Here is a 22,316-nt window from a genome sequence, read left to right on the forward strand (position 1 = left end):
CCGGTGGACGTGCAGAAGAAGCTCGACGAGATCGTCACGGCGGTCTCCAGTGCCCGGTCGATGCCCATGTCGGCCTCGTGCGTGGTCAACCGCGCCGAGCTGCTCGCCCTGCTCGAAGAGGTGCGCGCGGCCCTGCCCGACTCGCTGGCCCAGGCGCAGGAGCTGATCGGCGGCCGGGAGCAGATGGTCGAGCAGGCCCGCCAGGAAGCCGAGCGGATCATCTCCACCGCGCACGCCGAGCGTGGCTCCCTGATCTCCGACACCGAGATCGCCCGCCGCTCCCAGGCCGAGGCCGACCGCATCCTCGCCGAGGCCCGCAAGGAGGCCGAGGACATCCGCGCCGAGGCCGACGACTACGTCGACTCCAAGCTCGCCAACTTCGAGGTCGTCCTCACCAAGACCATCGGCTCCGTCGGCCGGGGCCGCGAGAAGCTGCTGGGCACCGGCCCGGGGCTGGACGACCAGGGCTACGTCGACCCCGAAGAGGACGACGCCCCCGAGCGCAGCCACGACCCCGAGACCCTGCGCCGCGACGCCGACGCCTACGTCGACGCCAAGCTGGGCGCCTTCGAGGCGGTCCTCTCCAAGACCCTGGAGGCCGTCGGCAAGGGCCGGCAGAAGCTGCACGGCCGGATCGCCACCGACGACCTCGGCGCGCTCGCCGAGGACACCTCGACCTACCAGCACTCCTCCGACGCCGACTACCTCGCCGACCTGGCCGCCCTCGCCGAGCAGGACACCGCGGCCGAGCAGCCCGCCCAGAGCCCGTACGGCCAGCAGCAGGAGGCCTACGCCTACCAGCAGCAGCCGGACCCGTACGCCGGCGGCTACGGGGGCCAGCAGCAGGGCTACGGCCAGCAGGCGGACCCCTACGGCTACCAGCAGGCCGACCCGTACGCGTACCAGGGCTACGACACCCACCAGGCGGCCTACGACCCGAACCAGGTCCCCCAGCAGGCCCAGCAGCACCAGGAACCACAGCGCCAGGACCAGCAGGTCGGCTACGCCCTCGACGAGACCAGCCTCTTCGACACCGGCATGATCAGCGCCGAGCAGCTGCGCGCCTACGAACAGGGCCGCGGCCTGTAGAAACAGGGGAGCTGCCCTCGGGGAGGGCCCGGATTGGGCTGTGGGCGAAAGCTCCAGTATCCTGGCTCTTCGGTCGCGCCTACGTCCGCGATCACCGCTGCCCGGGAACACGAAGGGCAGCGCCCCGAGCTGAGAAGATCGAAAGCAGGAATGGCCCTGAACGCCCGCCTCGACCACCGCAACCCTCTCGTGTTCGACACACACGAGCTGGGGCGGCGTCCTGGCGCGCTGCAGCGCCTGACCCGTGAGATCGACGCCCCCAGGGACCTCGGTATCCAGGGAGTCATCGGAGTGCCGGAAGGCGCCCCGGTGGAGCTCGAACTCCGCCTCGAGTCGGTCATGGAAGGGGTGCTCGTCACAGGCACCGCCCGTGCACGGGCCGAGGGGGAGTGCGTAAGGTGTCTGGAGCCGCTCGAGCTCGAACTCGAAGCGGACTTCCAGGAGATGTTCTCGTACCCTGACGCCGACGACCGTGGCCGCCCCAAGGCGGAACCGGCCGACGACGCCGAGGAAGACGAGGACAGGCTCTTCATCGAGGACGGCCTGTTCGACCTCGAACCCGTGCTGCGCGATGCGGTGGTGCTCGCACTGCCGATGCAGCCGGTGTGCCAGGACGACTGCCCCGGCCTGTGCTCCGAGTGCGGAGCCCGGCTGGCGGACGACCCGGACCACCACCACGACGCCGTCGACATCCGTTGGGCGGCACTGCAGGGACTCGCCGGTTCACTCGAAGACGGCGAGAAGGACGAGATGAGCGGCGACGCGCCTCGATCAGCACGCGCCGCCGAGAAGCAGGAGAAGTAGCCGTGGCTGTTCCGAAGCGGAAGATGTCGCGCAGCAACACGCGCCACCGCCGGTCGCAGTGGAAGGCTGCGGTCCCCACCCTGGTTGCGTGCGAGCGCTGCCACGAGCCCAAGCAGCAGCACATCGCGTGCCCGTCTTGCGGCACCTACAACAAGCGCCAGGTCCTCGAGGTCTGAGCGGCTGGTGAGAGGCTTCATGTCTGACGCCAAGGCGGACTCGACCGCCAAGAAAAAGGCGGACACCACGGCCTCGTCCCACACGCTTCTGGAAGGGCGGCTCGGCTACCGGCTCGAGTCCGCCCTTCTGGTGCGTGCGCTGACCCACCGCTCCTACGCGTACGAGAACGGCGGCCTGCCGACGAACGAGCGGCTGGAGTTCCTCGGGGACTCCGTGCTCGGCCTCGTCGTCACGGACACGCTGTACCGCACCCACCCCGACCTGCCCGAAGGCCAGCTGGCCAAGCTGCGGGCCGCGGTGGTCAACTCGCGTGCGCTGGCGGAGGTCGGTCGCGGCCTCGACCTGGGCTCCTTCATCCGGCTCGGCCGCGGTGAAGAGGGCACGGGCGGCCGGGACAAGGCGTCCATCCTCGCCGACACCCTCGAAGCGGTGATCGGCGCGGTCTATCTCGACCAGGGCCTCGACGCGGCCTCCGAACTGGTGCACCGCCTGTTCGACCCGCTGATCGAGAAGTCCTCGAACCTCGGTGCCGGCCTGGACTGGAAGACCAGCCTCCAGGAGCTCACCGCGACCGAAGGGCTCGGCGTGCCCGAGTACCTGGTCACGGAGACCGGCCCCGACCACGAGAAGACCTTCACTGCTGCCGCCCGCGTCGGAGGCGTCTCGTACGGCACCGGCACCGGCCGCAGCAAGAAGGAGGCGGAGCAGCAGGCCGCCGAGTCCGCCTGGCGGTCCATCCGGGCCGCGGCGGACGAGCGCGCCAAGGCGGCGGCGACGGCCGAGGCCGTCGCGGCGGCCGACGCCGTCGCGGACTCCGAGACCGAGTCCGAGTCCGCCTCCGCCTGATCGGAACACGACAGCACGGCGCCCGCCCTTCCCGACGGGGGGGGGCGGGCGCCGCGCATCCGGGGGATCCCATGCCCGAGTTGCCCGAGGTCGAGGTCGTCCGGCGCGGCCTGGAGCGATGGGTCGCCCATCGCACGGTCGCCGACGCCGAGGTGCTGCATCCGCGTGCCGTACGCCGTCACCTCGCGGGCGCCGACGACTTCGCGCACCGGCTCAAGGGCCATCGCATCGGCACCCCCAGCCGTCGCGGCAAGTACCTCTGGCTGCCGCTGGAGGACACCGGGCAGGCGATCCTCGCCCACCTCGGGATGAGCGGCCAGCTGCTGGTGCAGCCGCAGGGCTCGCCGGACGAGAAGCACCTGCGGATCCGGGTGCGCTTCGCCGACGCGCTGGCCACCGAACTCCGCTTCGTCGACCAGCGCACCTTCGGCGGTCTCTCGCTGCACGACACCACCGACGACGGCCTGCCCGACGTCATCGGGCACATCGCCCGCGACCCCCTCGATCCCCTGTTCGACGACGAGGCCTTCCACCAGGCCCTGCGCCGCAAGCGGACCACCATCAAACGGGCCCTGCTCGACCAGTCCCTGATCAGCGGCGTCGGCAACATCTACGCGGACGAGGCCCTGTGGCGCTCCCGCCTGCACTACGACCGCCCGACGGCCGGCTTCACCCGGCCCCGCACCCGTGAACTCCTCGGGCACGTCCGGGACGTGATGAACGCGGCGCTCGCCGTCGGCGGCACCAGCTTCGACAGCCTCTACGTCAACGTCAACGGCGAGTCGGGCTACTTCGACCGGTCCCTGGACGCGTACGGGCGGGAGGGGCTGCCCTGCAAGCGGTGCGGCACGCCGATGCGCCGGCGGCCGTGGATGAACCGCTCCAGCTACTTCTGCCCGAGGTGTCAGAGGGCGCCGCGCGTCCCGTCGTAGCGCTCGCGGGCGGCCAGGACGTCGTCCATGCGGCCCTCCACGCAGTGGATGAGGGACAGCAGCCGCTCGGCGACCTCGCGGCCCAGCGGGGTCAGTTCGTAGTCCACCCGCGGCGGGTTGGTCGGCTGTGCGTGCCGGTGCACCAGGCCGTCGCGCTCCAGCGCGTGCAGGGTCTGGGACAGCATCTTCTCGCTCACGCCGTCGACCCGGCGGCGCAGTTCGTTGAAGCGCAGCGAACCCTCGTACAGCGCCCCGAGCGTCAGGCCGCCCCAGCGGCCCGTGACGTGCTCCAGCGTGCCGCGCGACGGGCAGGCCTTGGCGAACACGTTGTACGGGAGGTCCATGTCCTCCGTGCGCTCCTGGGTGCTGGTCATGCCCCCAGCGTACGCGAAGGCAGCGCTAACCGACAGGTTGCACTAACCAGAAGTTAGTGCTTTCCTTTCGTCATCGCCGGTGAGCTGCGTATCCGTTCGCAGCTCCCGTATCTCACCTTTCCTGAGGAGTACGCACGTGACGACCCCTGTTGTCTCCATCGCCTACCACTCCGGCTACGGCCACACCGTCGTGCTCGCCGAGGCGGTCCGCGCCGGTGCCGTCCAGGCCGGTGCCGAGGTGCATCTGGTCAAGGTCGACGAGATCACCGAGGACCAGTGGACGGTGCTCGACGGCTCGGACGCGATCGTGTTCGGCTCGCCGACCTACATGGGCACGGCGTCGGGCGCCTTCCACGCCTTCGCGGAGGCGACGTCCGCGCGCTGGGCCACCCAGGCGTGGAAGGACAAGCTGGCCGCCGGGTTCACCAACTCGGGCTCCAAGAGCGGCGACAAGCTGCACACCCTGCAGTTCTTCCAGATCCTGGCCGCGCAGCTCGGCATGCACTGGGTCAACCTCGGCCTGCTGCCCGGCTGGAACAGCTCCACCGCCTCCGAGGACGACCTCAACCGTCTCGGTGTGTTCCTCGGCGCGGCCGCGCAGACCAACGTCGACGAGGGTGCCGAGGCCGTCCACAAGGCCGACGTCGCGACGGCGGAGCACCTGGGCCGGCGGGTCGCCGAGACGGCGAAGATCTTCCTGACCGGCCGGACCCAGGCTGCATGATCGTTTCTGCGGTCTCCCCGGCGCAAGTCCCCGGCCGGGACCCCCTCCGCGGCCCTGGCGGGCCTAGTAGCCGAAGTCCTGGGTCCACCAGGGTCCGCCGGACCCGAAGTGGACGCCCACACCCAGCGTCTTGAAGTCGCAGTTCAGTATGTTCGCCTTGTGGCCGGGGCTGTTCATCCAGGCCTCCATGACGGCGGCCGCGTCGGCCTGGCCCCGGGCTATGTTCTCGCCCCCGAGGCCGGATATGCCGGCCTTCCCGGCCCGGTCCCAGGGGGTCAGCCCGTCCGGGTCGGTGTGGTCGAAGAAGCCCCGCGCGGCCATGTCGTCGCTGAACCTCTCGGCCAGCTCGGACAGGGAGCTGTTCGCGGAGACGGCACTGCAGCCGACCTTGGCCCGCTCCTCGTTGACGAGCTTGAGCACCTCGGCCGCGGCCTGCGCCTCGGCCGAGACCGTCACCGGGGACTCGGACTTCTGGGGCGCCTTGGTGGCCGCCTTCGACTTGGACGCGGTGGTCTCCGGCTCCTCCGAGGGCGTGACCTCGGGCTTCTTCTCGGCCGTCTTGCTCGGCGACGCCGAGGCCGAGGACTTGGAGGCGGACGGGGACGGCGAGGTGGAGCGGCCGGCGTCGCGGCTCGTCGACGTGCCGGAGCGGCCGGCGTCGGCGGAGCCGGAGGTGCCGCCCTGCTCGGAGTTCGCGTTGCTCGGGGTGTCGGCGGCCTGCACGTTGTCGCCGGGGCCGGTGCTGCCGCCGAGCCGGTAGCTCTCCAGCCCGGGCACCACGCCCGTGGCCACCGCGACGGTGCCGAGGGCGACGGCCGCGGACATGCCGAGCAGGCCCGTCTTGACCGGGGTGGCGGCCTTCTTCTTACGGCGGCGGCGGCCCGGGCCGCCCGGTCCGGAGCCCGGCCGCGCGGCACTGCCGTCGGGCCGGAAGCCGTCGGCCGCGAACATCGTCGTGGCGGTGTACTCGTCGTCCGTCGCGTACAGGTACTCGCGGCTTCGCGCGACGGTGTCGGCGTACGCCTCCTGGTGCAGGTACGGCGCGATGCCGAGCGTGTCCGGGCCGTCCGGGTACGAGTCCCTCGGGTCGCTGCCTGCCGTGTACGAGCCGTGCGTCTCGGTGACCCCCGTGGCGCGGCCCGTGGCGGCGCGGCCGGCGGCGGAGCGTCGGTGGCGTCCCATGTCCTTGCCTTCCTCGTCCATCGGTCAACCCGTCTCACACGATCCCTGGGAGTAACCCAGCTCACCCGATCGAGTGAGTTTCATATGAGAATCATTGGGTCGGGACGGTACCGCATGGCGCCGGGGGAGGAAGTGCCCCGAGGGACATTGCCCGGTTAGGTTGCACCCATGAGCGAGGATGTACGGCTGGTCGCCTGGGTGCGCGGACGCGTGCAGGGCGTGGGATTCCGCTGGTTCACGCGGGCCAAGGCACTGGAGATCGGCGGCCTGAGTGGCTTTGCTCTCAATTTGGCCGACGGCCGGGTCCAGGTGGTCGCGGAAGGGGCCCGGGAGGGCTGTGAAGGCCTGCTGGAGTGGCTCGAGAGTGACGACACGCCCGGGCGCGTGGACGGAGTCACAGAGATATGGGACACACCTCGCGGCGGCTACGACGGCTTCGCGATCCGCTGACCGCCGCGTGCGGAGAGCGCCCGCACCGGCGGAGGTTCGTGCCACCGGCATGTGCCCACAGCAGAAATGAGCAGGTGGTTGCCAAGAATCGCTTGCGGTGGCAGGCTCCGCACGCAAGGATGATCGCCACGCCCCGGGGGTCCCGCAGGAGTCGCAACGCTGCCGTCACGGCCGTGTGCGAGCGGGTTGCCCGCCAATACGGGGCGTGATCGTGTTGACCGTCAAACTTTTTGGTGAGACGCTGAAAGCACCCCGCGCACCTAGCTGTTTGGCATGGATGAACGGCAGCACGAACAAGATCCTGCCAAGCTCCGCGGGTGCGAATCCCTCACGACCCACACCGCTTCGGTCGGTCACTCAGTGTGGAGGACCATCCATCATGGCAAAGGCGCTTCTCGGTTACGTCGGCGGCTCCGACCCGCGGCTCCTCGCCGAGATGCGACGGCTCCAGCAGCGCGTCCAGGACCTCGAATCCGAGCTCGTACGGATCCAGGCCGAGAACGACGCTCTGACGGCTGCCGCTTCTCACGACAGGTTCATGGAGAGCATCGACGCACACCAGGCGGAGCCTGCGCTCACCTGATCGCTGCACCGCTCCACGACAGCACGCGCAGCGGTTGGGCGAATCCATTCAACCGCGTCGGACCGCTTAGTTGTCAGAAGTTGCAAGGGACGCTTCGGCGTCCCTTCTCTCTTTCCCCCCGCGTCTTCCGTGCCGTCCCCGACCGTCTTCGCCCCGCCCTTCCCTCTCCTTAACGTGTGGTGTGCCCTGCGCGTTCATGGGTGAAACCGCGGGGTTGCCCCGCGTTCATCGTGTGAGACGACCCCGGAAGGTAGAGTCCAGCGCCGTGCACCTCAAGGCCCTGACCCTCCGAGGGTTCAAGTCGTTCGCCTCGGCGACCACACTCCGGTTCGAGCCCGGGATCACGTGTGTCGTCGGGCCCAACGGCTCGGGCAAGTCCAACGTCGTGGACGCGCTCAGCTGGGTCATGGGCGAGCAGGGCGCGAAGTCGCTGCGCGGCGGCAAGATGGAGGACGTCATCTTCGCCGGCACCACCGGGCGCCCCCCGCTCGGCCGCGCCGAGGTGTCCCTGACCATCGACAACTCCGACGGCGCCCTGCCCATCGAGTACGCCGAGGTCACCATCACGCGGATCATGTTCCGCAACGGCGGCAGCGAGTACCAGATCAACGGCGACACCTGCCGGCTCCTCGACATCCAGGACCTCCTCTCCGACTCCGGCATCGGCCGCGAGATGCACGTCATCGTCGGCCAGGGCCAGCTCGACTCCGTCCTGCACGCCGACCCGATGGGCCGCCGCGCCTTCATCGAGGAGGCGGCGGGCGTCCTCAAGCACCGCAAGCGCAAGGAGAAGGCGCTCCGCAAGCTGGACGCGATGCAGGCCAACCTCGCACGCGTGCAGGACCTGACGGACGAGCTGCGCAGGCAGCTGAAGCCGCTGGGCCGCCAGGCCGCCGTCGCCCGGCGGGCCGCCGTCATCCAGGCCGACCTGCGCGACGCCCGCCTCCGCCTGCTCGCCGACGACCTGGTACGGCTCCGGGAGGCGCTCCAGGCCGAGGTGGCCGACGAGGCGGCGCTCAAGGAACGCAAGGAGGCCGCCGAGCAGGAGCTGAGGAAGGCCCTCCAGCGCGAGGCGCTCCTGGAGGACGAGGTCCGCCGGCTCGCACCGCGCCTCCAGCGCGCCCAGCAGACCTGGTACGAGCTGTCCCAGCTCGCCGAACGCGTCCGCGGCACGATCTCCCTCGCCGAAGCCCGCGTGAAGAGCGCCACCTCCGCACCCCCCGAGGAGCGGCGCGGCCGCGACCCCGAGGACATGGAGCGCGAGGCCGCCCGGATCCGTGAGCAGGAGGCCGAGCTGGAGGCCGCCCTCGAAGCGGCCCAGCGCGCCCTCGACGACACCGTCGCCCACCGGGCCGACCTGGAGCGCGAACTCGCCGCCGAGGAACGGCGGCTGAAGGACGTCGCCCGGGCGATCGCCGATCGCCGCGAGGGCCTGGCCCGGCTGAACGGACAGGTCAACGCGGCCCGCTCGCGCGCCGCCTCCGCGCAGGCCGAGATCGACCGCCTGGCAGCGGCGAGGGACGAGGCCCGCGAGCGGGCGTTCGCCGCGCAGGAGGAGTACGAGGCCCTCAAGGCGGAGGTCGACGGCCTCGACGCGGGGGACGCCGAACTGGCCGAGCGGCACGAGACGGCCAGGCGGCGGCTCGCCGAGGCCGAGGCCGCCCTCACCGCCGCCCGCGAGGCGGCCACCGCGGCGGAACGCGACCGCGCGGCGACCAGGGCCCGGCACGAGGCCCTGGCGCTGGGGCTGCGCCGCAAGGACGGCACGGGGGCGCTGCTCGGGGCGAAGGACCGTCTCACCGGTCTGCTGGGCCCGGCCGCCGAACTGCTCACGGTGACACCCGGATACGAGGTGCCGCTGGCCGCCGCCTTCGGAGCGGCCGCGGACGCGATCGCCGTCACGACCCCGGCCTCGGCGGCCGAGGCGCTCCGCCTGCTGCGCAAACAGGACGCCGGACGGGCGGCGCTCCTGCTCGCCGGCGCACCCGAAGCGCCCCCGACGAACGCGTGGCACGGCACGGCCGGCCAGGACGGACCCGCGGACGCGCCACCGCGAAGCGCTCCCCTCTTCGCCATCGACCTGGTCCGCGCCCCCTACGAGCTCGTCCCCGCCGTACGCCGCCTCCTTCACAACATCGTCGTCGTCGACACCCTGGAGGCCGCCGAGAGCCTCGTGCACGCCCACCCCGACCTCGTCGCGGTCACCGCCGAGGGCGACCTGCTCGGCGCCCACTTCGCGCACGGGGGTTCCGCCGGGGCGCCCAGCCTCCTCGAGGTGCAGGCGTCCGTGGACGAGGCCGCCGCGGAGCTCGAGGAGCTGGCCGTGCGGTGCGCGGAGCTGACCGAGGCTCAGCACGTGGCGGGGGAGCGGCGCAGGGAGTGTGCCGCGCTCGTCGAGGAGCTGGGCGAGCGGCGCCGGGCCGCCGACCGGGAGAAGTCGGCCGTGGCCCAGCAGCTCGGGCGGCTGGCCGGCCAGGCCCGTGGTGCCGCGGGCGAGGCCGAGCGGTCCACCGCGGCGGCGGCGCGGGCGCAGGAGGCGCTCGACCGGGCCGTGGAAGAGGCCGAGGAGCTGGCCGAACGGCTGGCCGTGGCCGAGGAGATGCCCGTCGAGGAGGAGCCCGACACCTCGGTGCGGGACCGCCTCGCCGCCGACGGGGCCAACGCGCGCCAGACCGAGATGGAGGCGCGGCTTCAGGTCCGTACCCACGAGGAGCGGGTCAAGGGGCTGGCCGGACGGGCCGACTCGCTGGACCGGGCCGCGCGTGCGGAACGTGAGGCACGCGCGCGTGCCGAGCAGCGGCGGGCCCGGCTGCGGCACGAGGCCGCCGTCGCCGAGGCCGTCGCCTCCGGCGCGCGGCAGCTGCTCGCGCATGTCGAGGTGTCCCTCGGCCGGGCGGACGAGGAGCGCGTCGCCGCCGAGGCCGCCAAGGCGCGCCGTGAGCAGGAGCTGGCCGCCGCCCGCACCGCCGGGCGCGATCTCAAGGCCGAGCTCGACAAGCTGACGGACTCGGTCCACCGCGGCGAGGTCCTCGGTGCCGAGAAGCGGCTGCGGATCGAGCAGGTGGAGGCGAAGGCGCTGGACGAGCTGGGCGTGGAGCCGGAGGGGCTCGTCTCCGAGTACGGCCCCCATCAGCTCGTCCCGCCCTCCCCGCCCGCCGAGGGCGAGGTGCTGCCGGAGGATCCCGAGCACCCGCGCAACCAGCCCGTGCGCTTCGTCCGCGCGGAACAGGAGAAGCGGCTGCGGGCCGCCGAGCGGGCGTACCAGCAGCTCGGCAAGGTGAACCCGCTGGCGCTGGAGGAGTTCGCCGCGCTGGAGGAGCGTCACCAGTTCCTCAGCGAGCAGCTGGAGGATCTGAAGAAGACCCGCGCCGACCTGCTCCAGGTGGTGAAGGAGGTCGACGAGCGCGTCGAGCAGGTCTTCACCGAGGCGTACCGGGACACGGCGAGGGAGTTCGAGGGCGTCTTCAGCCGGCTGTTCCCCGGCGGCGAGGGCCGGCTCGTCCTGACCGATCCCGACAACATGCTCACCACGGGTGTGGACGTGGAGGCCCGGCCGCCGGGCAAGAAGGTCAAGCGGCTCAGCCTGCTCTCCGGCGGTGAGCGGTCGCTGACGGCCGTCGCCATGCTGGTGTCGATCTTCAAGGCCCGGCCCAGCCCGTTCTACGTCATGGACGAGGTCGAGGCCGCCCTCGACGACACCAACCTGCAGCGGCTCATCCGCATCATGCAGGAGCTGCAGGAGTCCTCGCAGCTGATCGTGATCACGCACCAGAAGCGGACCATGGAGGTCGCCGACGCGCTGTACGGCGTGTCCATGCAGGGCGACGGCGTGTCGAAGGTGATCAGCCAGCGGCTGCGCTAGCCCGCCTACCCCGGTTTCGCTTCTTCAATCCTTGAACGCAATCTCCTCACTGGTGCCAGTTTTCTCACATCACCCCCCCTGGTGGTTTCGGAACTTGAAGGCATAAGGTCTGCAACGTTGTTCTTGCCTTCAGGCAGCGTTGCCGATGGCCTTAGGAGTTGAACGTGACCAGCACCACGCAGGCAGAGAAGTCAGGAGCCAGGACGGCTCCCCCCGATCATCTCGGGCACGTCATCTTCATCGCGGCGGCAGCGGCGATGGGCGGATTCCTCTTCGGCTACGACAGCTCCGTGATCAACGGCGCCGTCGAGGCCATCCGGGACCGCTACGACATCGGCTCCGCAGCCCTCGCGCAGGTCATCGCCATCGCCCTGATCGGCTGCGCCATCGGCGCCGCGACCGCCGGCCGGATCGCCGACCGCATCGGCCGTATCCGGGTCATGCAGATCGCCGCCGTCCTCTTCACGGTCAGCGCCGTCGGCTCGGCCCTGCCCTTCTCCCTGTGGGACTTCGCCCTCTGGCGCGTCGTCGGCGGCTTCGCCATCGGCATGGCCTCCGTCATCGGCCCCGCCTACATCGCCGAGGTCGCCCCGCCCGCCTACCGAGGCCGGCTCGGCTCCTTCCAGCAGGCCGCGATCGTCATCGGCATCGCCGTCTCGCAGCTGGTCAACTGGGGTCTGCTGAACGCCGCCGGCGGTGACCAGCGCGGTGAGCTCATGGGCCTGGAGGCCTGGCAGGTCATGCTCGGCGTGATGGTCGTCCCGGCCGTCCTCTACGGCCTGCTCTCCTTCGCCATCCCCGAGTCCCCGCGCTTCCTGATCTCCGTCGGCAAGCGGGAGCGTGCCCGCGAGATCCTCGCCGAGGTCGAGGGGGACTCCGCCGACCTCGACGCCCGGGTCACCGAGATCGAGCACGCCATGAACAGCGAGCACAAGTCCACCTTCAAGGACCTGCTCGGCGGCGGCTTCTTCTTCAAGCCGATCGTCTGGATCGGCATCGGCCTGTCGGTCTTCCAGCAGTTCGTCGGCATCAACGTCGCGTTCTACTACTCCTCGACGCTGTGGCAGTCGGTCGGCGTCGACCCGACCGAGTCGTTCTTCTACTCCTTCACCACGTCGATCATCAACATCGTCGGCACCGTGATCGCGATGATCTTCGTGGACCGCGTCGGCCGCCGCCCGCTCGCGATCATCGGCTCGGTCGGCATGGTGATCGGCCTCGCCCTGGAGGCCTGGGCCTTCTCCTTCGACCTGGTCGACGGCAAGCTGCCGGCCGCCCAGGGCTGGACCGCCCTGATCGCGGCCCATGTCTTCGTCCTCTTCTTCGCCCTGTCCTGGGGTGTGGTCGTCTGGGTCATGCTCGGCGAGATGTTCCCGAACAGGATCCGTGCCGCCGCCCTCGGTGTGGCCGCCTCCGCGCAGTGGATCGCCAACTGGGCCATCACCGCGAGCTTCCCGTCGCTGGCCGACTGGAACCTCTCCGTCACCTACGTGATCTACACGGCCTTCGCCGCCCTCTCCGTCCCGTTCGTCCTCAGGTACGTCAAGGAGACGAAGGGCAAGGCGCTGGAGGAGATGGGCTGAGCCTCCACCGGAGGCCCTCGGACTCGAGGAGCCGGGCCACATCCCCGCTGCCCGCTCCTCGACACCCGTAAGACGTGCCGCCCCGGCTCATTACCCGAGCCGGGGCAGCACGTCTTCGCAGAACAGCCGCAGACTCCGCCACCCCTCCGCCACCGGCATCCCGCCCGCCAGCGGATGCAGGACGAGGTTGTCGAGGCCCTGGGCCACGCAGTCGTCCGGCGTGAGGATCCGGTACACCCCCTCCGCCCGCAGCTCCTCGACCGTCGACGCCCCCGACCGCACCGCCGAGCGGATCTCCCCGGACTGCCAGGAGGCGTAGGTCCGCGCCTCGTGCAGGAAGTGCCCGCCGTACCGCGCCCACGCCCGGTCCGGATCCTCGGCGACGTGCAGCAACGGGGTCTCTGCGGCCGGCATCATCGTCCAGCCCTCGGTCCCGTACTCCACGAGCCGTTCCTTGTAGTAGGCCTCCAGCTCCGGCAGGTGCGCGCTCGGGAAGAAGGGCAGCCCGAGCCGGGCGGCCCGGCGGGCGGCGGCCCGGGAGGAGCCCCCGACCAGCAGGAGGGGGTGCGGGTCGGACGCGGGGCGCGGGGTGACCCGTACCGTACGGCCCCGGTACGCGAACTCCTCCCCGGTCCATGCCGCCAGCACGGTCTCCAGCAGTTCGTCCTGGAGCCGGCCCCGCCGCGCCCAGTCCACCCCGGCCCGGGCGTACTCCTCCGGCCGGTATCCGATCCCGGCGACCGTGACCAGCCGTCCGCCGCTCAACAGATCCAGTACGGCGATGTCCTCGGCCAGCCGCAGCGGGTCGTGCAGCGGGCCGATCACCGCCGACACCGTGACCGCCAGCCGCCGGGTCGCCCCCAGCACCGCCCCGGCGAACACGAACGGCGACGGCAGCCAGTTGTCGTCGACCCCGTGGTGCTCCTCGGTCTGCACGGTGGTCACCCCGTGCGCGTCGGCGTACGCGGCCATCTCCAGCGCGGCCCGGTAGCGCTCGCCCAGCTCCGCGGGACGGGCGCCGGGAGCGACGAGATTGAAACGGACGACGGTGACGGGCATGGGGACCCCCTTCGCGGATGTGGAGGGACCGTAGCTGACGACCCGTCAGGTGACCAGAGGTGCGAGACACCCGCCCCGGGGAGCCGGGCCCCCGCCAGGGGAGGGATGGATACTGGACGCGTTATGGAAACCGTCATCCTTGCTGTAGTCATCGCCGTGGTCGTGCTCGCGGTGCTCGGCGGACTCGTCGTCGGCAGCCGGCGGAAGAAGCCGCTGCCCCCGCCGCCCCCCGCCGCGCCCGACATCACCGCGCCTCCGGCCGAGCCGCACGTCGGCGACGAGGCCGAGACGCCGCGCGACGAACCGCGCCGCACGATCGAGGAGGTGGACCTGCCCGACGGCGGCTCGACCGGAGTCGCGGTCGAGGAACCGCCCCTTGTCGAGGCTCCCGGGATCGAGATCCCGGAGCCCACCGCAGGCCGCCTGGTGCGCCTGCGCGCCCGTCTCTCCCGCTCCCAGAACGCCCTCGGCAAGGGCCTGCTCACGCTGCTCTCGCGCGAGCACCTGGACGACGACACCTGGGAGGAGATCGAGGACACCCTGCTCACCGCCGATGTCGGCGTGCTGCCCACCCAGGAGCTCGTGGAGCGGCTGCGCGAGCGGGTGAAGGTCCTCGGCACCCGTACGCCCGAGGAACTGCGCGGGCTGCTGCGCGACGAGCTGCTCAAGCTGGTCGGGACCGACGTCGACCGCACGGTGAAGACCGAGCCCGCGGACCGCAAGCCCGGCATCGTGATGGTCGTCGGCGTCAACGGCACCGGCAAGACCACCACCACCGGCAAGCTCGCGCGCGTCCTCGTGGCCGACGGGCGGACCGTCGTCCTCGGCGCCGCCGACACCTTCCGCGCCGCCGCCGCCGACCAGCTGCAGACCTGGGGCGAGCGGGTCGGCGCCCACACCGTGCGCGGGCCGGAGGCCGGTGACCCCGCCTCCGTCGCCTTCGACGCGGTCAAGGAGGGCAAGGAGATGGGCGTCGACGTCGTCCTCATCGACACCGCCGGCCGGCTCCACACCAAGACCGGGCTCATGGACGAGCTCGGCAAGGTCAAGCGGGTCGTCGAGAAGCACGCCCCGCTCGACGAGGTGCTGCTCGTCCTCGACGCCACGACCGGCCAGAACGGTCTCGTCCAGGCCCGGGTCTTCGCCGAGGTCGTCGACATCAGCGGCATCGTGCTGACCAAGCTCGACGGCACGGCCAAGGGCGGCATCGTCGTCGCCGTCCAGCGCGAGCTGGGTGTCCCGGTCAAGCTCGTGGGGCTCGGCGAGGGCGCGGACGACCTGGCGCCGTTCGAGCCGGAGGCGTTCGTTGACGCCCTTATCGGAGACTGACCACCACCTCCGGACCTCCGTATGTGGTGACGCGAGAAGCGCCCGCCCCCAGGTGCAGTGGGAGCGGGCGCTTCGCCGTGTACGCGGGCACCTCGCGGCCGGGCCGCAGGGCGTCCGCCGGGCGTCCGCCGGCCGGACAGGATCTAGGCGCGTGACCGGTGGGCCACGTACGCCAGTGTCCCCAGCAGCAGCCGGGCCTCCGGCGGGCGGGTGGCCGAGTCCAGGGCCGGCGGGCGCAGCCAGCGCACCGGGCCCAGGCCGCCGCGGTCGGAGGGCGGCGCCGTGACGTACGCACCGGGGCCGAGGCCGCGCAGGCCGAGGGCGGCCGGGTCGTCCCAGCCCATGCGGTAGAGGAGGTCGGTCAGCTCGGCGGCGGCGCCGGGGGCGACGAAGAACTGGGCGCGGCCCTCGGGGGTGACGGTGACCGGGCCGAGCGGGAGGCCCATGCGCTCCAGCCTGACCAGGGCGCGCCGCCCGGCGGGCTCGGCCGCCTCGATCACGTCGAACGCGCGCCCGACCGGCAGCATCACCGCGGCGCCCGGGAACTCCGCCCAGGCCCTCGTCACGTCGTCGAGGGTGGCGCCGGCGGGCACGCGCGGGGCGAACTCCAGGGGGTGGGCGCCGGGCGCGCGGCAGTCGGGGCGGCCGCAGGAGCAGACGCCGGCCGCGGCCCGGGCGCCCGGCAGCACGTCCCAGCCCCACAGTCCCGTGAACTCGGCGACGGCGGTGCACTCGGACGAGCGACCGCGCCTGCGCGCGCCGGAGCGGATCTCGCGAATGCCGCCGATCGTGAAGCCCATGCCCCCTCCAACGGGTTCGACGCGCCATTGGTTACGTAACGGACGCATGTCGTGACTCTGCGTGTTTCCGGTGCCCGTCGGCCACCTGTTCCATGCGGCTTCCGGAAGCGCGCCGGGTGGTGCGGTCGGCTGCGTGCGCCCCTGAGTGCTTCGCTCCGCTCACTCCCGGCCGTCCGGTGTCAAGTGAATCGCGTGCGAGCCATCGGGAGTTCATTCGAAGGGGTGGCGAATGGTGGCGTTTCCGGGATCGCCGTGGCTGGGGCCGTGATCGTGGGATTACGCTGAGTGTGCGGGTCCTGGGGGCACATGCACAGGTGGGTATGCCGGAGGCAAGTCGGCTTTCCGTTCGAAGGGTGACAACTACCGTACGAGGGGCCGTATTTACCGGCATTCTGATAAGGCTTGGCGCACTCAGTGACAAGTGGTCTCAGGGATGGGGGCGTTCCAGTGAGCGGCAACGACGGAAGCGGGAGCAGCACGGCGAGTGCGGACAAGCGCCCGAACGAGCTGCTCGCCTCGTGGTTCGTGCGCAGCGGCTGGTCGAAGGGCGAGCTGGCCCGTCAAGTCAACCGCCGGGCCCGCCAGTTGGGCGCCAACCACATCTCCACGGACACCTCGCGCGTGCGCCGCTGGCTGGACGGCGAGAACCCCCGTGAGCCCATCCCCAGAATCCTGTCCGAGCTGTTCTCCGAGCGGTTCGGGTGCGTCGTCTCGGTCGAGGACCTCGGTCTGCGCGCCGCGCGCCAGGCGCCCTCGGCGACCGGCGTGGACCTGCCCTGGACGGGCCCGCAGACGGTGGCCCTGATCAGCGAGTTCTCGCGCAGCGACCTGATGCTGGCGCGGCGCGGCTTCCTCGGAACCTCGCTGACCCTGTCCGCGGGCCCGTCCCTCATCGAGCCGATGCAGCGCTGGCTCGTCCCCTCGCCGCCCGCCCCGCCCCAGGAGCCGGAGTCCGTCCCCACCAGCCGGGCCCGCGGCCGGCTCTCCAGGCCCGAGCTGGACCTGCTGGAGTCCACCACGGTGATGTTCCGGCAGTGGGACGCCCAGTGCGGCGGCGGACTGCGCCGCAAGGCCGTCGTCGGCCAGCTGCACGAGGTGACGGACCTGCTCCAGGAGCCCCAGCCCGAGGCGACCTCCAGGAGGCTGTTCAAGGTCGCCGCCGAGCTGGCCGAGCTCGCCGGCTGGATGTCGTACGACGTGGGGCTCCAGCCGACCGCCCAGAAGTACTTCGTCCTCGCCCTGCACGCCGCCAAGGAGGCCGGTGACCGGCCGCTCGGCTCGTACGTCCTCTCCAGCATGAGCCGCCAGATGATCCACCTCGGACGGCCCGAGGACGCCCTGGAGCTGATCCACCTCGCGCAGTACGGCAGCCGGGACTGCGCGAGCCCGCGCACCCAGTCGATGCTGTATGCGATGGAGGCCCGCGCCTACGCCAACATGGGGCAGCCGGGGCGGTGCAAGCGGGCCGTGCGGATGGCCGAGGACACCTTCGCCGACGCCGACGAGTGGGACGAGCCCGACCCGGACTGGATCCGCTTCTTCTCCGAGGCCGAGCTGTACGGCGAGAACAGCCACTCCTTCCGCGACCTCGCCTATGTCGCCGGCCGCAGCCCCACCTACGCCTCGCTCGCCGAGCCCCTGATGCGGAAGGCCGTCCAGCTGTTCGCGGGCGACCCCGACCACCAGCGTTCCTACGTGCTGAACCTGATCGGCATGGCCACCGTCCATCTGCTGCGGCGTGAGCCCGAGCAGAGCGCCCAGCTCGCCGCGCAGGCCATGAAGGAGGCGAAGAAGGTCCGCTCCGAGCGCGTGAACACTCGTATTCGAAAGACCGTCGACACCGCCGTACGCGACTTCGGGGACCTCTCCGAGGTCGTCGACCTCACCGAGCGGCTCGCCATGGAGCTGCCGGAGACGGCCGAGGCCGTCTGACCGCCCCTGATCCACCCCGCGAAAACCCTTGAACCCCGGCCGCGGCCGGCCCTCCCGAAGTGCCCGACTCGGCTCCCCCATGCCAGGTCATCGGAAGGCCGCCCGCGGCCGGTTTTCCTTCCTCGAGTGAAGGTTGCGCCACGATAACGATCCGCTCGGCGGACATCAGGCAGTTCATCGAGGCGTAACGCACGGAGTGCCTTCGTCACGGCGGCGAAACAACGAGGGGCTTCCACCGAAACCGCGCTGCGTCAATCTCATGGCGCATAACCGGCCCACCCCTCATGACCCCCGCCTCTGGCTTCGCCCGCACGGGGCCGTACCTACGACGAGGAGACGCCGATGGCACCAGCCATCACGCTTGCCGCAGACAAGCTGTCTGTGGCCAACACAGGCTTCATGCTCATCTGTTCCGCCCTGGTGCTGATCATGACGCCGGGCCTCGCCTTCTTCTACGGAGGCATGGTCCGCGTCAAGAGCACCCTCAACATGCTGATGATGAGCTTCATCAGCATGGGTATCGTCACCATCCTGTGGGTGCTGTACGGCTTCTCCATGGCGTTCGGGACGGACCACGGCTCGCTCATCGGCTGGGAGTCCGACTTCGTCGGATGGACCGGCATCGACAAGGCGGACATCTGGTCCGGGTACACCATCCCGGTCTTCGTCTTCGCCGTCTTCCAGATGATGTTCGCCATCATCACGCCCGCCCTGATCAGCGGTGCGCTCGCGGACCGCGTGAAGTTCACCGCCTGGTCGATCTTCCTCGTGCTGTGGGCGACGATCGTGTACTTCCCGGTCGCCCACTGGGTGTGGGGCACCGGCGGCTGGGCCTTCGAGCTCGGCGTGATCGACTTCGCGGGTGGTACCGCGGTCCACATCAACGCGGGTGCCGCGGCACTCGGCGTGATCCTGGTCATCGGCAAGCGCGTCGGCTTCAAGAAGGACCCGATGCGCCCGCACAGCCTGCCCCTGGTCATGCTCGGCGCCGGCCTGCTGTGGTTCGGCTGGTTCGGCTTCAACGCCGGCTCCTGGCTGGGCAACGACGACGGCGTCGGCTCGCTGATGTTCGTCAACACGCAGATCGCCACCGCGGCCGCGATGCTCGCCTGGCTGATCTACGAGAAGCTCCGCCACGGCGCGTTCACCACGCTGGGCGCCGCCTCCGGCGCGGTCGCCGGTCTGGTCGCCATCACCCCCTCCGGTGGTGCGGTCACCCCGATCGGCGCGATCGCGGTCGGTGCCATCGCCGGTGTCGCCTGCGCCGCCGCCGTCGGCCTGAAGTACAAGTTCGGCTACGACGACTCGCTGGACGTCGTCGGCGTCCACATGGTCGGCGGTGTCATCGGCTCCCTGCTGATCGGCTTCTTCGCCAGCGGCAAGGGCCAGTCCGCGGTCAAGGGCCTCTTCTACGGCGGCAACGCGGACCAGCTCTGGAAGCAGTGCGCCGGTGTCTTCGCGGTCCTCGCCTACTCGCTGGTCGCCTCCGCGATCCTGGCCTTCATCCTCGACAAGACCATCGGTATGCGGGTCAGTGAGGACGAGGAGGTGTCCGGCATCGACCAGGCCGAGCACGCCGAGACCGCATACGACTTCAGCGGCGCCGGCGGCGGTGCCGCCCGGACCGCCGTGCCGGCCGCCGTCGGCGCCGACAGCAAGAAGGTGGACGCATGAAGCTCATCACCGCCGTCGTGAAGCCCCACCGGCTCGACGAGATCAAGGAAGCCCTGCAGGCCTTCGGCGTCCACGGTCTGACGGTCACCGAGGCGAGCGGCTACGGTCGACAGCGGGGACACACCGAGGTCTACCGCGGTGCCGAGTACACCGTCGACCTCGTCCCCAAGATCCGCATCGAGGTGCTGGCCGAGGACGACGACGCCGAACAGCTGATCGACGTCATCGTCAAGGCGGCCCGCACCGGCAAGATCGGTGACGGCAAGGTCTGGTCCCTCCCGGTCGAGACGGCCGTACGGGTCCGCACCGGCGAGCGCGGCCCGGACGCGCTCTGACCGCAGAACAGAACAGGAGTCGCTGGGTGACGAGCACGGACGTGCGAAACGAAGCAGAGGACCCGGGACCCAGCGGCTACGCGGCGGCCCGGCTGCGCCTCCTCACCGAGGGGGCGCGGTCCGGGCCGCCGCGCCGTGCGGCCCTCTCCGGGCTGACGGACGACTGGCTGGCCCAGCTGTTCACCGCCGGAAGCGAGGAGCTGAAGGGCGTCTCGCTCGTCGCCGTCGGCGGCTACGGCCGCGGCGAGCTCTCCCCGCGCAGCGACCTCGACCTCCTGCTGCTGCACGACGGCAGCGACCCCAAGGCGGTCGCCGCCCTCGCCGACCGCCTCTGGTACCCCGTGTGGGACCTGGGCCTCGCCCTCGACCACTCGGTGCGCACCCCGGCGGAGGCCCGCAAGACCGCCGGCGAGGACCTCAAGGTGCAGCTGGGCCTGCTGGACGCCCGGCATCTCGCCGGCGACCTCGGCCTCACCGCCGGACTGCGCACGGCCGTCCTGGCCGACTGGCGCAACCAGGCACCCAGGCGCCTGCCCGAACTCCAGGAACTGTGCGCCGAGCGCGCCGAACGCCAGGGCGAGCTGCAGTACCTGCTGGAGCCCGACCTCAAGGAGGCCCGCGGCGGTCTCCGGGACGCCACCGCCCTGCGGGCCGTGGCCGCCTCCTGGCTCGCCGACGCGCCCCGCGAGGGCCTCGACGACGCCCGCCGCCGGCTCCTCGACGTCCGCGACGCCCTGCACCTGGCCACCGGCCGCGCGACCGACCGGCTGTCCCTGCAGGAGCAGGACCAGGTCGCGGCCGAGCTGGGCCTGCTCGACGCGGACACCCTGCTGCGGCAGGTGTACGAGGCGGCGCGGGTCATCTCGTACGCGAGCGATGTCACCTGGCGCGAAGTGGGACGCGTGCTGCGGTCCCGCGCCGTGCGGCCGCGGCTGCGCGCCATGCTCGGGGGCGGGAAGCCCCTCCCCGAGCGCTCCCCGCTGGCCGAAGGCGTCGTGGAGCAGGACGGCGAGGTGGTGCTCGCCCGCGCCGCACGCCCCGAACGCGACCCCGTGCTTCCGCTGCGCGCCGCGGCCGCCGCCGCCCAGGCCGGCCTCCCGCTCTCCCTGCACGCCGTACGGCGCCTGGCCGCCACCGTGCGCCCGCTGCCCACGCCGTGGCCCGCCGAGGCCCGTGAACAGCTGGTCACCCTGCTCGGCTCCGGCCAGCCCACCATCGAGGTCTGGGAGGCGCTGGAGGCCGAGGGCCTGATCACCCGGCTGCTCCCCGACTGGGAGCGGGTGCGCTGCCGGCCGCAGCGCAACGCCGTGCACATCTGGACCGTCGACCGGCACCTCATCGAGACCGCCGTCCGCGCCTCCGAGTTCACCCGCCGCGTCAGCCGCCCCGACCTGCTGCTGGTCGCCGCGCTGCTGCACGACATCGGCAAGGGCTGGCCCGGCGACCACTCGGTGGCGGGCGAGATCATCGCCAAGGACGTGGCCGCCCGCATCGGCTTCGACCGCGCGGACGTGGCCGTGCTCTCCTCGCTCGTACGCCATCACCTGCTGCTCGTCGAGACGGCCACCCGGCGCGACCTGGAGGACCCGGTCACCGTGCGGTCGGTCGCCGAGGCGGTCGGCACCCAGAGCACGCTGGAGCTGCTGCACGCGCTCACCGAGGCGGACGCGCTGGCCACCGGGCCCGCCGCCTGGTCCTCCTGGCGGGGTTCGCTCGTGGCGGACCTGGTCAAGCGGGTCGCGGCGGTGCTCGCCGGGGACGAGCCCGACGAGCCGGACGCCGCCGCGCCCACCGCCGAGCAGGAACGCCTCGCCATCGAGGCCGTCGCCACCGGCAGCCCGGTGCTGGCCCTGCGCGCGCAGACCGAGGCACCCGCCGACGAGCAGCCGTCCGGCGACCCCGAGCCGCTCGGCGTCGAGCTGCTCATCGCCGTACCGGACCAGGCGGGCGTACTGCCCGCGGTGGCCGGCGTGCTCGCCGTGCACCGGCTGACCGTGCGCACCGCCGAGCTGCGCGCCCTGGACCTGCCCGACGGCGTCGAGGGCTCCGTCCTGCTGCTGAACTGGCGGGTCGCCGCCGAGTACGGCTCGCTGCCCCAGGCCGCCCGGCTGCGCGCCGACCTCGTCCGCGCCCTCGACGGCTCCCTGGACATCGCCGGACGGCTCGCCGAGCGCGACGCGGCCTACCCCCGGCGCCGGGGCGTGGTCGCTCCTCCGGCGCGCGTGACGGTCGCCTCGGCGGCCTCCCGGCACGCCACCGTCATCGAGGTACGCGCCCAGGACGCCCCGGGGCTGCTGTTCCGGATCGGCTCGGCGCTGGAGGACGCGGCCGTGCGGGTGCGCAGCATGCACGTCAGCACGCTGGGCGCCAACGCGGTGGACGCCTTCTACGTCACCGGCGCGGAGGGCTCACCCCTGCCGGTCGACGAGGCGGCGGCCCTCTCGCGCAAGCTGGAGGAGACCCTGCGGGGCTGATCCCGACGACGGGCGGGACCGGGTCTCGGTGACGACCGTGACCCGGTCTTGCCTCGCCGGGATACCCTTGAAGACGCTCGTACCGCCCCCGACCCCGAGGACCGACG

General features: G+C 71.7%; 19 protein-coding genes. 15 read left to right on the top strand and 4 right to left on the bottom strand.

The window, feature by feature from the left end; translation table 11 throughout:
• Positions 1-3: 3 nt before the first annotated feature.
• From ACFY2L_RS32140 to mutM, 5 genes are all read left to right on the top strand, one after another.
• Complete coding sequence (locus ACFY2L_RS32140) at positions 4-1,089, top strand: ATP synthase F0 subunit B (RefSeq protein ID WP_390661327.1); 1,086 nt, start codon at positions 4-6, stop codon at positions 1,087-1,089.
• A 150-nt stretch (positions 1,090-1,239) separates the two neighbouring features.
• Complete coding sequence (locus ACFY2L_RS32145) at positions 1,240-1,893, top strand: YceD family protein (protein ID WP_390661326.1); 654 nt, start codon at positions 1,240-1,242, stop codon at positions 1,891-1,893.
• Between the two features lie 2 nt (positions 1,894-1,895).
• Entirely contained in the window at positions 1,896-2,069 is a 174-nt protein-coding gene (gene rpmF, locus ACFY2L_RS32150) for a 50S ribosomal protein L32 (RefSeq protein WP_003951102.1), read from the top strand.
• A 7-nt stretch (positions 2,070-2,076) separates the two neighbouring features.
• Entirely contained in the window at positions 2,077-2,916 is an 840-nt protein-coding gene (gene rnc / locus ACFY2L_RS32155) for a ribonuclease III (RefSeq protein ID WP_390661325.1), read from the top strand.
• A gap of 71 nt (positions 2,917-2,987) precedes the next feature.
• Positions 2,988-3,848 (top strand): bifunctional DNA-formamidopyrimidine glycosylase/DNA-(apurinic or apyrimidinic site) lyase, encoded by an 861-nt coding sequence (gene mutM / locus ACFY2L_RS32160; protein ID WP_390661324.1) that lies wholly within the window; start codon positions 2,988-2,990, stop codon positions 3,846-3,848.
• On the opposite strand, the gene ACFY2L_RS32165 is transcribed toward mutM, so the two are convergent.
• Positions 3,821-4,222 carry a winged helix-turn-helix transcriptional regulator gene (locus tag ACFY2L_RS32165; protein ID WP_390661323.1) on the bottom strand — a complete coding sequence of 134 codons (402 nt, stop codon included), beginning with the start codon at positions 4,220-4,222 and terminating at the stop codon, positions 3,821-3,823. The two genes, mutM and ACFY2L_RS32165, sit on opposite strands and share 28 nt — an antisense overlap.
• A gap of 136 nt (positions 4,223-4,358) precedes the next feature.
• On the opposite strand from ACFY2L_RS32165, the gene ACFY2L_RS32170 reads away from it, so the two are divergent.
• Entirely contained in the window at positions 4,359-4,946 is a 588-nt protein-coding gene (locus tag ACFY2L_RS32170) for a flavodoxin family protein (protein ID WP_390824115.1), read from the top strand.
• Between the two features lie 63 nt (positions 4,947-5,009).
• Here the strand turns inward: ACFY2L_RS32170 and ACFY2L_RS32175 are convergent, their stop codons facing one another.
• Entirely contained in the window at positions 5,010-6,128 is a 1,119-nt protein-coding gene (locus ACFY2L_RS32175) for a CAP domain-containing protein (RefSeq protein WP_390661321.1), read from the bottom strand.
• Positions 6,129-6,296: 168 nt separating this feature from the next.
• On the opposite strand from ACFY2L_RS32175, the gene ACFY2L_RS32180 reads away from it, so the two are divergent.
• From ACFY2L_RS32180 to ACFY2L_RS32195, 4 genes are all read left to right on the top strand, one after another.
• On the top strand, positions 6,297-6,578 hold the full coding sequence (locus tag ACFY2L_RS32180; protein ID WP_390661320.1) for an acylphosphatase: 282 nt from the start codon (positions 6,297-6,299) through the stop codon (positions 6,576-6,578).
• A gap of 379 nt (positions 6,579-6,957) precedes the next feature.
• Positions 6,958-7,161, top strand: coding sequence for a hypothetical protein (locus ACFY2L_RS32185; RefSeq protein ID WP_352341352.1), 204 nt, complete (start codon positions 6,958-6,960; stop codon positions 7,159-7,161).
• A gap of 265 nt (positions 7,162-7,426) precedes the next feature.
• The gene (smc, locus tag ACFY2L_RS32190; protein WP_390824116.1) at positions 7,427-11,023 is read left to right on the top strand and encodes a chromosome segregation protein SMC; all 3,597 of its coding nucleotides are present in this window, start codon (positions 7,427-7,429) and stop codon (positions 11,021-11,023) included.
• Between the two features lie 164 nt (positions 11,024-11,187).
• Complete coding sequence (locus ACFY2L_RS32195) at positions 11,188-12,606, top strand: sugar porter family MFS transporter (RefSeq protein WP_390661318.1); 1,419 nt, start codon at positions 11,188-11,190, stop codon at positions 12,604-12,606.
• Positions 12,607-12,696: 90 nt separating this feature from the next.
• Here the strand turns inward: ACFY2L_RS32195 and ACFY2L_RS32200 are convergent, their stop codons facing one another.
• On the bottom strand, positions 12,697-13,665 hold the full coding sequence (locus ACFY2L_RS32200) for an LLM class flavin-dependent oxidoreductase (RefSeq protein ID WP_390824117.1): 969 nt from the start codon (positions 13,663-13,665) through the stop codon (positions 12,697-12,699).
• Positions 13,666-13,788: 123 nt separating this feature from the next.
• Between ACFY2L_RS32200 and ftsY the strand changes: the two genes are divergently transcribed.
• Positions 13,789-14,994, top strand: coding sequence for a signal recognition particle-docking protein FtsY (gene ftsY, locus ACFY2L_RS32205; protein ID WP_390661316.1), 1,206 nt, complete (start codon positions 13,789-13,791; stop codon positions 14,992-14,994).
• Positions 14,995-15,137: 143 nt separating this feature from the next.
• Here the strand turns inward: ftsY and ACFY2L_RS32210 are convergent, their stop codons facing one another.
• A complete protein-coding gene (locus ACFY2L_RS32210) occupies positions 15,138-15,794 on the bottom strand; it encodes a bifunctional DNA primase/polymerase (RefSeq protein ID WP_390661315.1) in 657 nt (218 codons plus the stop codon).
• Between the two features lie 447 nt (positions 15,795-16,241).
• Between ACFY2L_RS32210 and ACFY2L_RS32215 the strand changes: the two genes are divergently transcribed.
• The 4 genes from ACFY2L_RS32215 to ACFY2L_RS32230 all read left to right on the top strand — a co-directional run bounded on the left by ACFY2L_RS32215 (position 16,242) and on the right by ACFY2L_RS32230 (position 22,209).
• Complete coding sequence (locus tag ACFY2L_RS32215; protein WP_390661314.1) at positions 16,242-17,726, top strand: hypothetical protein; 1,485 nt, start codon at positions 16,242-16,244, stop codon at positions 17,724-17,726.
• Between the two features lie 342 nt (positions 17,727-18,068).
• Positions 18,069-19,400: an ammonium transporter gene (locus tag ACFY2L_RS32220; protein ID WP_390661313.1), complete on the top strand. Its 1,332-nt coding sequence runs from the start codon at positions 18,069-18,071 to the stop codon at positions 19,398-19,400.
• The gene (locus ACFY2L_RS32225) at positions 19,397-19,735 is read left to right on the top strand and encodes a P-II family nitrogen regulator (RefSeq protein WP_003997576.1); all 339 of its coding nucleotides are present in this window, start codon (positions 19,397-19,399) and stop codon (positions 19,733-19,735) included. The genes ACFY2L_RS32220 and ACFY2L_RS32225 overlap by 4 nt, the downstream gene beginning before the upstream one ends.
• A gap of 26 nt (positions 19,736-19,761) precedes the next feature.
• A complete protein-coding gene (locus ACFY2L_RS32230; RefSeq protein WP_390824118.1) occupies positions 19,762-22,209 on the top strand; it encodes a [protein-PII] uridylyltransferase in 2,448 nt (815 codons plus the stop codon).
• Positions 22,210-22,316 lie beyond the last annotated feature (107 nt).

The sequence above is a fragment of the Streptomyces sp. NPDC001381 genome (assembly GCF_042895685.1).
In the GTDB taxonomy this organism is placed as follows: domain Bacteria; phylum Actinomycetota; class Actinomycetes; order Streptomycetales; family Streptomycetaceae; genus Streptomyces.

Bases quoted from the DNA above. Each gene is read 5' to 3' on its own strand.
- ftsY (WP_390661316.1), top strand. From the start codon at position 13,789: ATGGAAACCGTCATCCTTGCTGTAGTCATCGCCGTGGTCGTGCTCGCG.
- ACFY2L_RS32175 (WP_390661321.1), bottom strand. From the start codon at position 6,128: ATGGGACGCCACCGACGCTCCGCCGCCGGCCGCGCCGCCACGGGCCGC.
- ACFY2L_RS32180 (WP_390661320.1), top strand. From the start codon at position 6,297: ATGAGCGAGGATGTACGGCTGGTCGCCTGGGTGCGCGGACGCGTGCAG.
- mutM (WP_390661324.1), top strand. From the start codon at position 2,988: ATGCCCGAGTTGCCCGAGGTCGAGGTCGTCCGGCGCGGCCTGGAGCGA.
- ACFY2L_RS32210 (WP_390661315.1), bottom strand. From the start codon at position 15,794: ATGGGCTTCACGATCGGCGGCATTCGCGAGATCCGCTCCGGCGCGCGC.
- ACFY2L_RS32145 (WP_390661326.1), top strand. From the start codon at position 1,240: ATGGCCCTGAACGCCCGCCTCGACCACCGCAACCCTCTCGTGTTCGAC.
- ACFY2L_RS32200 (WP_390824117.1), bottom strand. From the start codon at position 13,665: ATGCCCGTCACCGTCGTCCGTTTCAATCTCGTCGCTCCCGGCGCCCGT.
- ACFY2L_RS32220 (WP_390661313.1), top strand. From the start codon at position 18,069: ATGGCACCAGCCATCACGCTTGCCGCAGACAAGCTGTCTGTGGCCAAC.
- ACFY2L_RS32185 (WP_352341352.1), top strand. From the start codon at position 6,958: ATGGCAAAGGCGCTTCTCGGTTACGTCGGCGGCTCCGACCCGCGGCTC.
- ACFY2L_RS32165 (WP_390661323.1), bottom strand. From the start codon at position 4,222: ATGACCAGCACCCAGGAGCGCACGGAGGACATGGACCTCCCGTACAAC.
- ACFY2L_RS32225 (WP_003997576.1), top strand. From the start codon at position 19,397: ATGAAGCTCATCACCGCCGTCGTGAAGCCCCACCGGCTCGACGAGATC.